The organism is Glaciimonas sp. GG7, from assembly GCF_052976905.1.
Genome location: NZ_JBRIIQ010000092.1, coordinates 1 through 15,295, shown reverse-complemented (window position 1 = coordinate 15,295; position 15,295 = coordinate 1). Strand labels below are relative to the sequence as shown.

Annotated in this window: 10 protein-coding genes; 1 reads left to right on the top strand and 9 read right to left on the bottom strand. The window is 54.9% G+C overall.

Going from position 1 to position 15,295, the window contains the following annotated elements; all coding sequences use genetic code 11:
* A partial coding sequence (locus tag ACVBEF_RS17050; protein WP_447125121.1) for a cytochrome b occupies nt 1-436 on the top strand: 436 nt, incomplete at its 5' end.
* A gap of 201 nt (nt 437-637) precedes the next feature.
* Here the strand turns inward: ACVBEF_RS17050 and ACVBEF_RS17045 are convergent.
* The 9 genes from ACVBEF_RS17045 to ACVBEF_RS17005 form a co-directional block, all read right to left on the bottom strand.
* On the bottom strand, nt 638-3,346 hold the full coding sequence (locus ACVBEF_RS17045) for a bifunctional diguanylate cyclase/phosphodiesterase (RefSeq protein ID WP_447125120.1): 2,709 nt from the start codon (nt 3,344-3,346) through the stop codon (nt 638-640).
* A gap of 1,430 nt (nt 3,347-4,776) precedes the next feature.
* On the bottom strand, nt 4,777-5,019 hold the full coding sequence (locus tag ACVBEF_RS17040; RefSeq protein ID WP_447125119.1) for a hypothetical protein: 243 nt from the start codon (nt 5,017-5,019) through the stop codon (nt 4,777-4,779).
* A gap of 327 nt (nt 5,020-5,346) precedes the next feature.
* Nucleotides 5,347-6,558: an exopolysaccharide Pel transporter PelG gene (pelG, locus tag ACVBEF_RS17035; protein ID WP_447125118.1), complete on the bottom strand. Its 1,212-nt coding sequence runs from the start codon at nt 6,556-6,558 to the stop codon at nt 5,347-5,349.
* Entirely contained in the window at nt 6,558-8,165 is a 1,608-nt protein-coding gene (gene pelF / locus ACVBEF_RS17030) for a GT4 family glycosyltransferase PelF (protein ID WP_447125117.1), read from the bottom strand. Before pelF ends, pelG begins: the two co-directional genes overlap by 1 nt.
* Nucleotides 8,162-9,133: a lipopolysaccharide N-acetylglucosaminyl transferase gene (locus ACVBEF_RS17025; protein WP_447125116.1), complete on the bottom strand. Its 972-nt coding sequence runs from the start codon at nt 9,131-9,133 to the stop codon at nt 8,162-8,164. Before ACVBEF_RS17025 ends, pelF begins: the two co-directional genes overlap by 4 nt.
* Nucleotides 9,126-10,583 (bottom strand): PelD GGDEF domain-containing protein, encoded by a 1,458-nt coding sequence (locus tag ACVBEF_RS17020; RefSeq protein WP_447125115.1) that lies wholly within the window; start codon nt 10,581-10,583, stop codon nt 9,126-9,128. Before ACVBEF_RS17020 ends, ACVBEF_RS17025 begins: the two co-directional genes overlap by 8 nt.
* A gap of 16 nt (nt 10,584-10,599) precedes the next feature.
* Nucleotides 10,600-11,169: a penicillin-binding protein activator LpoB gene (locus ACVBEF_RS17015; RefSeq protein ID WP_447125114.1), complete on the bottom strand. Its 570-nt coding sequence runs from the start codon at nt 11,167-11,169 to the stop codon at nt 10,600-10,602.
* A gap of 58 nt (nt 11,170-11,227) precedes the next feature.
* Nucleotides 11,228-15,121 carry a tetratricopeptide repeat protein gene (locus tag ACVBEF_RS17010; RefSeq protein WP_447125113.1) on the bottom strand — a complete coding sequence of 1,298 codons (3,894 nt, stop codon included), beginning with the start codon at nt 15,119-15,121 and terminating at the stop codon, nt 11,228-11,230.
* On the bottom strand, nt 15,111-15,295 hold a 185-nt coding region (locus ACVBEF_RS17005), incomplete at its 5' end, for a hypothetical protein (protein WP_447125112.1). The genes ACVBEF_RS17010 and ACVBEF_RS17005, both read right to left, overlap by 11 nt.

Sequence of the window (15,295 nt, the reverse complement as noted above, 5' to 3'; positions counted from 1 at the left end):
CGATATCCCCAAGGGAACACCGGGGCGGGCCGTGTATTTCAACCTGCATAAATCATTCGGCGTGATGGCTGGCGTGCTGATATTGGCCCGTCTGGTATGGCGCTTGACGCACCGCGCACCACCTTTGCCGGGCACCATGCCGCGCTGGGAAGTCAGCGCGGCAACATGGAGCCATCGGCTGCTCTACCTGTGCATGGTATTGCAGCCGACGGTAGGTTATCTGTCATCTTCATTTAACAAATACGGTGTCAAATTCTTTGGCATGGCTTTGCCGAAATGGGGCTGGGAAGATCCGTATTTACGCGACTTGTTTGGCAACATGCATGCCGTGCTGGGAGCGGTGTTGGCGACCTTGATTGCGATCCATGTGCTGGCGGCATTCAAACATTTGATCGTGAATCGGGATGGTGTATTTCAGCGGATGTTGCGTGAGTAGTTTGTTGGGCTTGGGTGATTTTGTGACCGATTTCAACGGAGCCTGATAGTGGTGACATGAGGTTTAGTGAATAACATATCCGTTCGGGCTGAGTAGCGTAGCGTATCGTATCGAAGACAGCACTGATGCAGGTGCGTCTTCGATACGCTACTCAGTACGAACGGTTTCTTAAGTAATCGTGTTGCGATAGCAGCGATATTGTCACTGCAATGCCATTTCCTCATGAAGCAAAAACCGCTGTCGCAAGAGCGGTGTAATCGCCTCAGCAGGTAACGGGCGCGCTATATAAAAGCCCTGTACTTCGTTACAGGACAACTCCCGCAATATGCGCAATTGTTCCAGCGTTTCTACCCCTTCAGCGACGACGGTCATGTTCAGTACATGGGCCATCGAGATGATTGCCATAAAAAATACTTCACCTTCTTTACTCTCCCCAAGTTGGGCGGTAAAGGCGCGGTCAACCTTCAAAATATCCAGATCAAGCCGCTGCAATTGCGACAGCGATGAGTAGCCGGTGCCAAAGTCGTCCAACAGCAGTTTCACGCCCAGCGATTTCAGCGCGGCGATTTGTTTGAAGACCGCCTGATCTTCGCCCATCATGCAGGATTCGGTCAGTTCGATTTCAACTAAGGACGGCGCGATGCCGTGCCGCTGCATATGCGACTCAAACAGCACCTCAAAATTGCCCTGATTAAATTGCATCGACGATACATTGACCGAGACGGGGACCACGGGCAGGCCGTCTGCCTTCCATCGGGCTAACTGCGCGCAGGTTTTTTCGATCACCATTTCGCCTAGCTTGACGATCAATCCGGTCTCTTCGGCCAGTGGGATGAACTCGTCCGGCGCGACCATGCCGCGTTCCGGGTGAATCCAGCGCACCAGCGCCTCCAGACTGCGCAATTCGCCACTGACGGTATCGACACGCGGTTGGTAGTACAGCACGAACTCATCGGCATCGATGGCGTGGCGCAACGCTTGCTCGTTATTGAGTCTGACGACCAGATTTTGCGATAGTTGCGGCTGAAAAAATTGATAGCTGGCCTTGCCATTTCCCTTGGCGGCATACATGGCGATATCGGCGTGTTTGAGCAGGGTTTCTACGTCCTGACCATCTTTTGGAAAGATGCTGATGCCGATCGATGCGCACACTACATGGTTGCTTTGACCGGCCAATAAGAAGGGTTGTTGGAGGGCGGCAATGATGCGCTCGCTGACGGCTTCCACTGCAGCGATATCGTCAGGGTTTTCTATAATGATGGTGAACTCATCGCCGCCCAGACGTACGACGCTGTCCGACGGGCGGATCACCGAGCGCAAACGTGCAGCCGCCGCTTGCAGCAACTCATCACCAGCGGCATGTCCCATCGTATCGTTGATGTTTTTAAAATCATCAAGATCCACGAACAGTAGCGCCAATATCGTCTGATCAGACTTTGCCCGCGCGATGGCAAACGGCAAAAAATGCATCAGCCAGTGCCGGTTGGGCAGGGCGGTGAGCGCGTCCGAATTGGCCATCGACAACAGTGCTTGCTCATGCGCTTTGCTTTCGCTGATGTCGCGCAGAGTCAGCGCTAATCCGATATTGGAGCGCATCATTTTGCGATGCACCCATTGCATACTGAGCGGACTTCCTGCGGGAACTAAAAAATCGTCTTCGTAAAAATTGGTTTCCATAGCCCCGATGAAGGTGCGCAATAGTCGTTCAAAGTGCGCCGGGTCGGGATAGATGGTGGAGATACGGCGTCCGAGCAGTTCGCTTTTCTTGATGCCAAATTGCGTGGCAGCGTAGGCGTTACAGTCGACGATGGCGAAATCGGTGATGACACCGTCGCGCCGGCGCTGTGCTTCAAACATAAAAAAGCCTTCATTACCACCATCGGGAGAAATGCCGTAGGCTTCGCGTGCTTGCATGGCCTGATGCTTGCGCCATGCGAGCCGGGATGAAAAAAACATGCCGATCAGGACAAACATGAGCACCACCAGCGTTCTTGCTATTGCCAATATTTGATACTCGCGCGATACCGCTGCCAGCGGGAGCAGTAACTCTTGCTCTGATAAGCCTGCGATGGCGACGAGCGGATAATTTTTAACTCCTTGCCAGGCCACAATGCGCGACTGGTGATCGATAAATTTGTCTTTTTCGATGATGCCGACACCCTTCTCAGCATTAAACACCGGTGGTAGATTAAAGATAGACGGGGCTGTGCGCAGGTTGGTGCCAGTACGCATAGCGAGGACCACGCTATCTTTCATGCGCAGCGACAGAAAGCCACTTTTGCTCAGTGCGCTATCGACGGTGGCGTTGGCAAAGTATGCCGGTTCGACCGATACAATTACGATGCCATCGAAGCTGCCGTCGCTGGCGTTGAGCCGGCGTGTAAAGCGGATTACGTTTTTTCCAGAGGCGTGGCCGATCGATGGTTTGGTGATGAATAGTTTATTGGTGTTATCGCTTTGGTGCGCTTGGAAATAATTGCGTGTTGTAAGGTTGAGTTTTTTTCTGGGCAGCGTGGTGGTGATGATTTCGCCATGCCGGTCAACGATGGTTACATACAACATGGCACTGGTGGGGTACAGGCCTGCACGCAATTGATCTTCGAGTTTGAGTGTGCCGCCACTGGTCTGCCAGTAATATTTGAGGTTGAGTGTGATTTGGTCGATTTGCTCAATCGGTTGCGAGAGCTGGTCGGCGTAGGCCCCTGCGAGCAACACTGCTTGGGCGACACCGTTTTTGCGCAGTGTCTGTCTTTGTTCATTGATCTGGGATGTGTTGATGTACCAAATGACGAGGATGAGAAACAGGCCGACTATTGGCCAGAGCAGAATGATGAGACTACTGCCGCGTAGAAATCGGAGATTTACCGCCATTTGGGCGAGGTGCGGGCGTAGTTGAGCGATGGAGATCACGCGGTTTGCCGGCTGTAAAGAGGGGTTGCTGCTATTTGCATGGACAGATGGGGGCTTGCTGGTCGGGATTCGGATCGGGGAATTTATTAAAAAGCAATTCCAGTGAGAAAGATTATCACGCCCGGGGGATTTGTTTATGGGGAAATGGGGGTTTTATTGGTTTGTTGGTTATTGACACGGTATGTGCTCGATGGAGGCAGGTCGGGGGGGGCTTTCTATTTATTCTTGCTTTGGCAAAAAAGAGTATGTAGAGCTACTTCAAAAGCAACTGCAACTGCAACTGCAGTTCGGTTGATAATTGAGGAAATGTGCTTGTTTATGCTTGCTGTGTGGAGTGAAAGCAAGTTACTTCTTGCTTGCTAAGAAGATATGAAAAGAAGCAAAGCGCTGTGTGTGTCAAGCTTGACCTTGATGTAGCTGGTCTGATTACCACTGGCTTTCAACATCATCAGGCTATTGTTGTGATAAATCTGCAGTGTGATGATGAGGTCAGTGTCATTTTAAAGCAACGGCAACGTCAAAAGCAATTAACGTGGCTGTGCTGAGGTCAAAATAAGTTGCACTGTAATTCACATCAGTGGTCGAACTGTTAGTGATTGAGAACTTTGACCAGGATTACGTCAAAGCGAAAAACGATGAAATGAATGATGCCAAAAGTTCCTTCTGCGACCTGCCGTTTCAGCGTGAGCATGCGTCACTTGCTCCTCCACAGGAACGAGGTCAGTGTGATGCAGAGCACCGGAGGAGGTCTTTATGCGGCGGCTTCGTCGCCTCCTGGCGGCGATGTGGAAGCTTTGGCTTGCGGTTTGGCAGGGACCAGCCGCTGAGGCGTCGACCGCCGCGACCGCCACCCCAACGGGACCGGTGACGAGACCAAGGAAATCGAACGATGCCGAAGACCAGCCGAAAACTTCAACGACCTCCAACCGAATCATCAAACCAGCGATGCAATCGACTGCGAGGAAACCATTCCACGCCATGAGCCGGACGCAACACCGCGTCCAACGATCACCCCTCCAACATCATCGAAGCCAGTGAGCTCATCGATCAACCCAACCGGCCAACGCGACAGCACCGCGCCAGGGACTGCTGATTGTGAATATTAAAACATTTACTATCGACATATAGGTACACGGCCTTAACAAGATTACAAGAAGCGAATCAATGACAACGACATCACCACACTGCGAGCGAGAAGCTGCTGATGAGCCGAAAGCTAGAAATATGTACGTTAAAACGAACCACCGTTCGAACCTAGGCGAAGGGGTATTGAAGCTGTGCTGCGATGGATCCTTCATACTGTGAAAAGGACGAACGTTAAGAAATGAGAAAATTTTACTTCAACATCAAATTCGGAGCTCCAAATGTATGAAAAAGGGAGAGGACGCCGGTCACGTTGCCGGAGGCGAAGCGACAGCTGCGGTCGCTTTTTACGTGGGAACTGTTTTGAATTTGGAGGCGAGTGAGTTGCGGCTGCTTTTACGTAGTTGTTTGAATTTGGAGGCGAGCGATAGTTGTGGGGGCTTTTTGACGTGTAGTTGTTCGAATTTGTAGGGCGAGCGACAGTCGCGGTTGCTTTTGACGTGGAAGTTTTCTACTTTGTAGGCGAGTGATTTTTGACGTTGCTGTTGCTTTTGACCTGGCAGTTGACCTACCGTTATGAACGATGCCAAGTTCCTGCTGCTGACGGACCAGGCCGACGACACGTCCGAGCGCGCAAGACGATTTAGACCCGGCTGCGGCAGCATCCGGGGCCGCCCAAGGTGCGGAACCGCGACGCTTCCCGGTTACTCTCGGCGAAGAAAACTGCCGCCGTGGTGCAGCATCACGAGCGATATGGCACAAACGAATGAACCATGAACGAGACCTCTGCACATATAGTCTTGATACTCCAACATCGACTTCGATCACACAAACACTCCGATCACGATATCAGAATAATGTAAATCGATATCCATAACAAGCAGGCCTAATGAGTGTCCACTAGCTCAGCACACTGTCTAGACGATAATGCTAGTCAACAACACACCTCCCGCCGCCGATCCAGATAAAAGAAAATATTCAACACTCGAAAAACACCACCTGCAAACAGCCGCCACCACATCCACATACAGCAATGGCAAATACAGCTCAGAGATATTGAGCAGCCGCAAAATCGGCCCGCCCAAGGCAAACAGCAACAGTGCTGCAATCGCCTGAATTTTCATGATTTCATACAAGCCGACACGAATCGTCTGCACCATCAGATTGCGCATTTTTTCAATATGATCGAGCGAACTGCCTTCACGCACGGCGTTATAAAACGCCTCGTGATACTCAACAAAATCGGTTTCGATCCGCACCAAAAAAACCGCCATCCCCGGAATAATTCCCAGATACGCCAGAAAGATCGGGATGTCATAAATCACCGAGGCATGTAGCGGTCCGATGACTTGCTGTCCGGTCCCTTCGGCATACCAAAAGATGAATTTGTCGGTCCAGATACCCAGGTTGTACAACAAACCAATGAGCAGCAAACTCGGATACAAATAGCGTCGCTCAAATAGTTCGAACGAAATAAACACCGCCCCGCCATACGAGCGATAAATCAACAACGACAACCCTGCCAAGAGAAAAATTTGCCCAATCACAAAGCCCAGAATCAATCCTTCCAATCCCCAGCTAGCCAGGTATAGCGCAGCGCCGACAGTGAGGCCGTAGCCGAGTAAAAAGGTCCAGACGATCTGTTTGTACTGTTTCATCCCAGTGAGAAAAATCACCGCGATCCAGATGTTGCTCACGACCACAAAGCCCACCACCATTAACAGTCGATACGTCACCGACTGATCCTGAAATGAGAACAGGGCAAAGCCCATTCCAATCAATCCCGCCACGGCAGTGACCAGCAGCACGACGGCGTGATAGTTGGAAAAAACCAGATCGTCGCGATGCTCAAATAGCCGGTCGGAGGTAAAGCGGGTAAAGGCCAATTGCATCGGTCCGGTGATGATCAGGCTGACTGCGATCAGATAAGTGACGGAGACCTGAAACTGCGTGACCTGCACGCCGGGGATGACAAACGGTAAGCTGAGGATACCGATGAGCAGGATGCCGACAATGGAGAGTATCCACGAGCCGGAGCTGATGACCCCGGCGTAGGCGTAGGCGCGGAAGACGCCAAACAAGGTGTTTTGCTGGAGAATTTTTCTCAGCTCAAATCCAATCCCGGCCATCAGCTTGCTCCTGCGTGTGCGAAGTCGATCATGCCGGGAAGATGGCCCATCGGGCAGACCAGCTTGGGTGTGTCTTGGTCGGCCATCGGTGTTGTCATTAAGCGCGCATACAGCGCATGGTAACTATCGACCATGATGTTTTGGGTGTAATACTTTTCGACGCGGGCAATCCCGGCGCGTTGCGCGGCGTGCCAGCGGTCTGCATCGCGCAATAGTTTCAAGGCTTCTGTGGCGAGCGCAATCGGGTCGGCAATGCGGACCACGGCCCCGGCGGCACCGAGCGCGGCGTCTTCGCCTTCTGCGCCATAAATGAGCTGGCGGCAGGAGCCTACATCGGTGGTGATGGATGGCACACCGGCGGCAAAACCTTCCAGCACAACCAAGGGCAGGGCCTCGCTAATCGAGCTGAGGATGAGCACGCCGCATTGGGGTAATAAGTCTTTGATGTTTTGATAGCCGAGAAAATGTACTTTGTCCGTCAGGCCAAGGCTTTCGACTAAATTTTTGCATTCGGCGGCGTATTCTTTATCTTCGTCTTCCGGCCCGGCAATCCAGCCTTGCGCCTCAGGCATGTCACGCGTGACGGTGAGCATGGCGCGGATAAAGGTTTTGATGTCTTTGATGGGGACTACCCGGCCCATCAGGCACAGGACTTTGGGCGGCGTGGCGGGGCGCCACGCGCGCAAGGGGGCCAGACGTGTGAGATCGACGCCGTTGGGAATGGTCATGGTTTTGATGGCAGGCGCGCCGTCGATCACCTGGCGTAGTCGGTTGCCTTCAAAGAGCGCGACGATTTGGGTGCTGGCGTCGTAGCAGACGTGACCCAATGTTTCGAAGAAGCGCACCCACAAATTGCGGAAATAACTGACTTGCGAAATGTCTTTTTCAAACACGCTGCGGTTGTCTTGTATCCATTGATTTTGAAACAGATCGATCTTGCGTTCTTTGGTGTAGATGCCATGCTCGGAGGTGATCAGCGGGCGATTGGTTTTGTGGTGCAGCATCGCGCCTAAAAATCCGGCATAGCCGGTGGAGACGGTGTGATACAGCTTGACGTCGATCATGTTGTTGGCGATGCGCATCATTTGCCAGAGCGGTTTGTGCATCAGGCGCACGGTCCAGAAATAGTCGGTGAAGGATGGGTCGGTGCAGTATTGGCGATATTGCTGGGTGATGTATTCCCATGATTTGCGGCTATACAAAAATTGGCTCTCGGACAGCGTGCCGTCGTCGCCAAACTGCTGCATGCTCTCGCGCAGGGCTTTGGAGGCTTGCTCTCGCATGGCCGGATTGCGCAGGGCGTCGTGCAGGCTGGCCATTTTGTCGAACACTTCGGCGCTACCTTCGCTGGAGACGACACTCGGTTCGGCGTTGAAGCTGTAGAGGTAGTGGACTTCCAGATGGACCACGTTGGGCGGCAAGACATAGGCCATTTCGCCGTAGTCTTGTTCGCGGCTGCCGACAAAGATGCAGGCAAAAGTGTATTGCGGAAAGGCGCGGATCATTTGATCGACCCAGCTTGAGACGCCGCCGCGCACGTAGGGAAAAGTGCCTTCGAGCAGCAACGCGATATCGGCCGAGGCGGCGCGGGGAGGAGTGTTTTTCATGATGTCCAATAGTGCTGGAGCGGTTTTAAAAATGGCAGCGTCGGGCGATGTCGAAAGGCGTTGAAGGCTTTGCGTACGTGCCGATAGTCGCCGCGCAGATAGGCGGCTTCGGCAAAGCGCGGTAGCAGGCGGTCATTGGGGAAGCGATATTTGCTGGCCATTCTGAGATACGCTTCGGCCTCTTTGGGGTGACGCCGGATGAGCGCTAAGCGCGCGCGCATGTACCACAGTGGCGCACTGCTCACATCGATGGCGAGGGCGGCGTCGGCGTATTTTTCGGCCTGTTCGGCGGTGTATAGATAGATGTCGTCTTGCACTAAATTTTGATAGATCAGCTCCCAATAAAGCAGGGCGAGTTGTTTGTTGGCCGCGCAGCGTTGCGCATCGTTGCGTGCCTCAGAGAGCAACAGAAACGCGGCATGAATTTGCTGGGTTAGCTCTTTTTCTGCGCCGTCCAATATCCCGTAGACCAGCAAACGGACGTCTTCGACCGAATCCGATAACAGTCCGCGCAAGATCGGGCTGGCTGTTCTTTGCTGCATGGTTTGCATCGCCACCAGCGCGGCCATGCGTTCGGACACGGGGGCGGCGGCGTTTTCGAGCTGGACCCGCAAGCGTGCGCCGCCGCCGTGTTTTACACGGGACACTAATTGCGGCACAAACGTGGGCAGCGTGACTTCGGCGATATCTTTGAGTTCGGTGTTGAGAGGAAAGCGCCGGGCCAGCCAAATGCCGGGCAAGCACACCAACAGCGCGCCGAACGGTATAACGAGCGAGAAAATATACAGATAGGTGCCCGATGCACGCCATTGCTGCCGATATTTTTTCGGCAGTAAATAAAGCGCAATAGCGGTCACGACAAGGGCTGCGATGGCTTGCACTAAAAAAATGCCGATGAGGACGCGGTTGTCATTGCCGACCAGATACGGATGGAGCAAAGAGAGTAATTTGACGCGTGTGCTATCCATTGAGATGCATCCTCGCAAGCAGTCGCTGCAAAGCGTCGTCACCGTTTTCTGCCCCCACGCGCAGCGATTGCACGGTCACTTGCGCCTGACCGAAATCGGCACCGAAGTTGGCACGCATGCCTTCTTCTACGCGCAACAAATACCCTGCGACGGCGTTGGTTCCGGAGAGCGGAATCAAGATGATTAAGACCTTGCTCTCTCCGATGTTGAGCTGCCACGCCATATCGAGGGCGCGGATGCCACGGGCGACGTGGGTGACGAGAATTTCTTGCATATCGTGCGTGCCAAAACGTAGCGCCAGAATATGCGATTCGACCCCGGTGTCTTTTTGCAAGCGTGCAAGGCGCACATAATCGAGGGCGAATTCAGGCGGGCAGGCGGGGGTCGCATTGAGGACTTTTTTGGTCGCTTCGGCATGCCGTGCACCATCGGCGTAGTAGCCCAATAGCACCAGCAAATATTGCAGGTTCTCGTAGTGTAAGGAGAGAAACGGCATATGTTTGATGAGCACTATGCCGATCAGATCATCGGTGCCGCTGAGCACGGGCACGCAGGCGACGTAACGGGTCTTGGCGTCGGCTTGCAGTTCCGGCGTTTGAATATGCACCAGCGTTTTTCTGCCCATGCACATCTTGAACAGCGGATCGTCGGTATCGCATTCGAAGGGAAGACCGACGCTTGCGGCGGCGCTATTGCTGACGTTGCCGTTGGTGACGGCGTAGAGCGCTGCTGTTTCTAGTTGACAGACCTGCGCGGCAAGTTGGAGCAACTCTGCGGCGCTGGGGAGTTCTGTTGTGCGTGCGCTGTCGGTCAGTACCAGGCTTCTTAATTGGGCCAGTGTGTCGCGTAAGGTGGTCGGTTTTGCCAGCAAATCGTTTTCTAAACGTTCGTGCGAGAGCCTTAACAGAAAATGATTTTTGGTCAGTGCACTGAGCCGGTCGCTGAGATAGCCGTTGACGACGTTGGAGCGTGCCAGCCGTCCGGCCCAGATGTCGCCGTATTGACCAGCGATAAACAGGAGCAAAAACCCGCCGAGGAAAAAGTCACGCGGAAACAGTGGTTCTGCACCGGAAATTGGGGACAGCGGATTAAAGCCCGCATACAAAAAAAACCACCCGCCCACAACGGCCAGACCGCTGAGTACGCCGAGCAAGGAGCCGTAACGCAGCGCCAGTATCAGGGGCACGATCCAGCCGTAGGGGAAGTTGTGATGCAGCAGTAAGGGATCGTTGGGCGCGAGCAGGTTGCCCAGCGCGAGCATGATGACGATGATCGCTGCCGACTCGAAAATAGCGCCTGCGCCGGTGATGCCGGGGGCGAGCATGCGGCTGTAATGGCCGGGCGTTTTGATGCCGCGCAAAAAACCGGGGTGCTCCTCATATTGCGGTAGTAGTGCGGCATCTTCGGGCGCATGTTCGTGCGCAACGGATTTTAATAGCGGTGCGTTCATATATTCCTTACCAGCCTTATTGCGGTGATTGTGCTGATGTGGTCAGTGGACTAATGAGCTGGCCCAGCAGCTTTTGCGCCACGCCCGAGACCGCGTCGCGACTCCACCCGGTGCGGCTGCCGGACGCTGTCCAGAGGACTTCGCCGGTGGCGATATCGATGAGTTTGAGTGACAGGCCCACAGCAGGCTCGCCATCGACGCCGACCTTGTAACGCCATTCCTGCACGGACCCGGTCAGGCCGTATTTGGCATTGGCGGCGCGTGCCGAGGCGCTTGCTTGCGCGACCGCGTCGCGATCGATATTTTGAAATAGCGTATCGCCATTGTTGGTGCTGACGTATTGCTTGAGTTGGGTAAAGCCGTTGGCTTGCAGCAGGGTCTCAAGAATGACTTCGGCGCGCGCGCCGGCTTGCGGGGTTTCTGTGAGATTGATGATGGGCAGTAAGGCGATGCTGTCGTTGCGTTGGACTGCGGGTGCCGGGGTTGATTGGATGACTGCGCAGCCGCTGGCGGTCAGTATCAGTATCGTGAGGGCTAAGACGGACGCGTGCATAGGGCGCGTTACCAATCGGGGGAAAGTAGACATAGTTAGCTCCAAGAGAGTCAATAGAGTGAATGTTGTTGTGCGTGATGAAGTTGATGCATTAGTAGTACCAGCGATAGCGAACGCCAAACTCCGAAGCGGGCGATCCGCCATTTTTAGCCGAGCGGTCATGCGCGTAATACAGCATGGCGTGATCATTGCCCAGCACCGATCCGGCCAGACCAACCCGTGCACTACGGTTCCATCCTGTGCGGGTGTCGTGCAGCAGGCCGATCTCCATCAACGGACGCCATGCGCGGGTGTACGTTTCTTGCAAATCCATACCGAAACTCAATAGCAGACCGGCTTGCGTGAAGCTTGCCGGGAGTACTTCGGCAACCGTCATTACGCCGTCCGGGGAGAACCGTCCGAACAGAGGACCTGCACTGGCGCTACTGCTGCTGTAATTGGCACGGGTGGCGACGGCTTTGAGGGTGAAGTCTGGGTACGCAAAGCGGAAGTGATAGCCGGTCTCTAATTCAAACTGCGTGCCCCAGCCAATCGCGCTACGGTCCTGTGCGTAATAGCGTGATACTTCGGCCTGACCCTGGATAAATTCATGGACGCCGACACGCCAATTCGCGCCTAGCGAGACGGTGTCTTTCATGCCGCCGATGCGTAATTCGGGCGAGTCGGTGGCTTCTTGATTAAAGCCCAGTCCGGCGTTCCAGGTAATGGCGTTTTGCTGTTTCCAGCTTCCTTCAAAGCGTGCTTGTGCAAAGGTTTTGACGGCACGGCGAGCACCTGCCTGAAGTAGCAAATCGGTGTCGCTGGTTTTCCAGTTCAGACCCAGCGTGAGGGAAGTATCTTGCGCCGGGACATTGACCAGTTGGGTCGGATCGTCGCTGTGTTGATTACGTAGCGCTGTCTGGACGATCAGGCTGAGATGTTCGCTGAGATGCTGTTTGACGAGGATGTCGGATTCGACAAAACGGAGCGGTGACTGTCGAAATGCCAGCATGCGCGGTTCGACATCGTTGGCGTTTTGCAGGGCGGTTTCTTGCAGACGCGACTGCAGTTCTTCGTTGTCGGGATTGGTTGCTAGTCCGTTGGCGGCCAGACGTTGCGCTTCTTGCGTGTGGTCAAGCCGGATGTTGGCGTCGATACGGTTGAGCAGCGGCAGGCGGTCGGGGTGGTCGGCCAGCAGATTTTTTAGCGCTGGTTTGTCGTCGGCGGCCAGCGCGATGGTGATGCGGGCGTAGGCGGGATGCTCTAACTGAGCCGGATCATAGTGCTGTGCCATCCAGCTCTGTGCCAGTTCATACGGTTCGTTGGACAGAGACCATGCCAGCGCGGCGTCTTCAGCGGTGGCCTCTGCGTAGACGGGCGTTGGCGTAGTGGTGACGCTGTCGTCGTCTGCGAGTAGTTTCAGGCTGACCTGAGTCATGGCTGGCCGTGCAGGCGTTTGCGCTTTGTTGGCATGTTGACGCAACACTTGCAATAACAGATTGCGCGAGAAATCGCCGCCGGCAAAGCTTTGCGAGAGCAGGATGCTGTGCGCGCGTAATTCGGCCAGATTGTCGTCGTCTTGCATGGTCATGGCAGACGCTTCTGATCCGAGCAAGGTTGCGCGGTGTGTTGAGATAGCGCGCCATGCTTGACGGCGAATACTCCATGCACGATCAGCGTGGCCGAAATCGTCTAACGCATCGGCGTAGGTGAGCGCCCATAACGGGTCTTGCCGTTGCTCGGGGCCTTGTTTGTTGAAGAAATGCAGGCAATTTGCCTGATCAGATAAGCGCAAATATCCGGCGGCGTAAGGTGCCCATAATTCGGAATCGGTTTCTGCAGCGTCGCGCCAGCTGTGGAGGGTGGCGCTTAATTCGGCGTTATTGCCACGGTCAATTAAGGCCCATAAAAATGCTGCGCGGGCGTCTCCCGCACTGCTATTGATGACGATGGCTGCGCGCAGGGTTGCCAGCCATGCGTCGTTGCGTCCGACTTGGCGCTCAAACTCGGCCTTGGCCATCAGGAATTCGAATGACGCTTCGGCGGCTGCGTTTTGCTCGGGCGTTAATCCATTGAGCAAGCGATCAATGCGCGGCCATGCTTTGGCGCGGGAATATTGATATACCGCTTCTTGCAAGGTGACGATGTTGCCGCTTTGACGGAATGCAACCTCGGCCAGCCGCCCGGCATCGATGGGATAGTCATCCCATAAATGGATGACGTTTTCCATGTCTGCGGGGGTTGCTTGATTGCTGGCGATCAGATGTCGGGAGGCGTCGCGGGCGACATCTTCCCGCTCGGCGCGCACGGCGCTTTGGACTAACGCACGCCAGTAAAAAACATCGGCGGGGGCGACTTTTGCTTGCGCTGCGATGAGGACGTTGCAGGCTGCAGAAAAATCGCTGCGGGCGTTGTAGATGTTGGCTAGTTTGAGTGCGTAGGCGGTTTGCGGGCCGTAGTCACGGTTGAGGCGCAGATACGAACGCAGGGCGACATCGTCATCGCCGGAGCGCTCGGCGAGTGCTGCGTAGCGTTCGAGAATTTCTTTTTTGTAAGCCGTTTTAGTGAGTTGACTATCGAGAAAAGCTAGCGCTTTGTCGCTCTGCGCGAGTCGCTCATAGGCGGCGACGATCTGGTCGATCAAGACCAGTTCGGAATGATTGCCAGCCTGATGGCGCAGTGCTTCCAGATAGACGGCGTCGTTGTAGAGACCGGGGGCCAAGCGTAATACGGCTTGCCATGCCTCCGCACTATTGGTGGTGTGCGCCATGTCTAGCCATGCATCCAACGCTTGCGCGGCCTGACCGCTCCATTCGTTGACGGTGGCGCGCCGTTTCATCCATACCGGATCGCCGGGCGTGCGGCGATGGGCGGCGTCGGCTACGCGCAGGGCTTCGGACAGATTGCGGTTGGCGAGGAAGACGGTGAAGGCTAGTTCGTAGTCTTGCTCGATGGTTTGCTTATTGTCCGGATTGGCGGGCTTAGTGTTGTTGGCGGAGCTTGCTGCCACGCGCAATATGCCTGCGGTGCCTGTGGGATTGTTGCGCTCCAGCGTTTCTCGCAGGGCATTGCCTTTGATGCCATCCAGATAGACCGGTTGCCTGATATTGACTACTGCGAGCGCGTCATAAAGATCGACGGCATTAAAGGCGCTGGTCTGCATCACGCTAAGCAGGTGTTTTGCGTATTTTTCTGCGAGGTCGGGGCGATTGGCCGAGCGTGCCAGCAGGGTCAGAAAACGCAAAGTCTGGGCGTCATTTTCCAGAAAAGGTCCGGCCCGTTCTTGCGCTTCGGTCATCGCCAGTTGCAGCAGATTGCCTGCTTGCAGTGCTTGCAGGCCCAACAGGAAATAGCGGCGTTGGTCGGCCAGTGAGGTCGCTGCCGTTTGGGCGGCAAAGGCGGCCAGCGCGGCTGCATGGTAGTGACTATTCTCTAGCGATAATTCGCCTGCCAAGGCCTGCCAGGCGACGGCGTGGGCGGGGTCTTTTTTTGCCAGACGGCGATAAAAGGTGGCCGACAATTCGGATAAATTCAAGGCCCGTGATTTGGTGGCGAGCGTCAGTAGCGTGGGGATATCCCAGGCGTTCAGTTGGGTCTGGGTTTGACTGAGCAGGGCGCTGACTTTTTCTAGCAAGGCGGTGCGCAGGGGGTCTTCTGGCGGCAGCGCATAGGCACGTTGTTCGTTGATCTCGATGGCGAGCAGCAAGGCGTTGCCGTGCAATAGCGGATCGGTGGCGGCCAATAAACGTGCTACCAGCGGGTCGGCTTCGCTGAGCCGACCTGCGCTGATGTATTGGCGGGCAAGGACGCCTGTGAGCTCCAGATCGTCGTGTCTGATGCGCAGCCAGACCTCCAGATAGGCCACGCTTAAGGCGTTGGCCTGTGCGTGTTTGAGCCGCTCAACCAAGCGTTCGTGCGGGAACATCAGTCCCAGCCCAAAAGCGATGACGGCACCGAACAGGGCGATGAAAAAAGGGTGCACCAGACGCTCGCGTTTAATTGCCACAGTGGACCTCTATATGACGACCCTCGTCGGCAGCTATTGCAGCCGTTGCCGCCGTTGCAGGGATCAAAAAATCAATGCGGCTTAGTAAGTTTTCTTGTATCAAGCGGGTTTGTTTACCGTTGACATCGATTCGTGCTCGATGAACCGGGCGCTTAGAGAAGCTATCACCGACTG

Excerpts from the sequence above, each read along its gene's own strand:
- ACVBEF_RS17025 (WP_447125116.1), bottom strand. The coding sequence starts at position 9,133 with ATGGATAGCACACGCGTCAAATTACTCTCTTTGCTCCATCCGTATCTG.
- ACVBEF_RS17015 (WP_447125114.1), bottom strand. The coding sequence starts at position 11,169 with ATGTCTACTTTCCCCCGATTGGTAACGCGCCCTATGCACGCGTCCGTC.
- ACVBEF_RS17020 (WP_447125115.1), bottom strand. The coding sequence starts at position 10,583 with ATGAACGCACCGCTATTAAAATCCGTTGCGCACGAACATGCGCCCGAA.
- pelG (WP_447125118.1), bottom strand. The coding sequence starts at position 6,558 with ATGGCCGGGATTGGATTTGAGCTGAGAAAAATTCTCCAGCAAAACACC.
- pelF (WP_447125117.1), bottom strand. The coding sequence starts at position 8,165 with ATGAAAAACACTCCTCCCCGCGCCGCCTCGGCCGATATCGCGTTGCTG.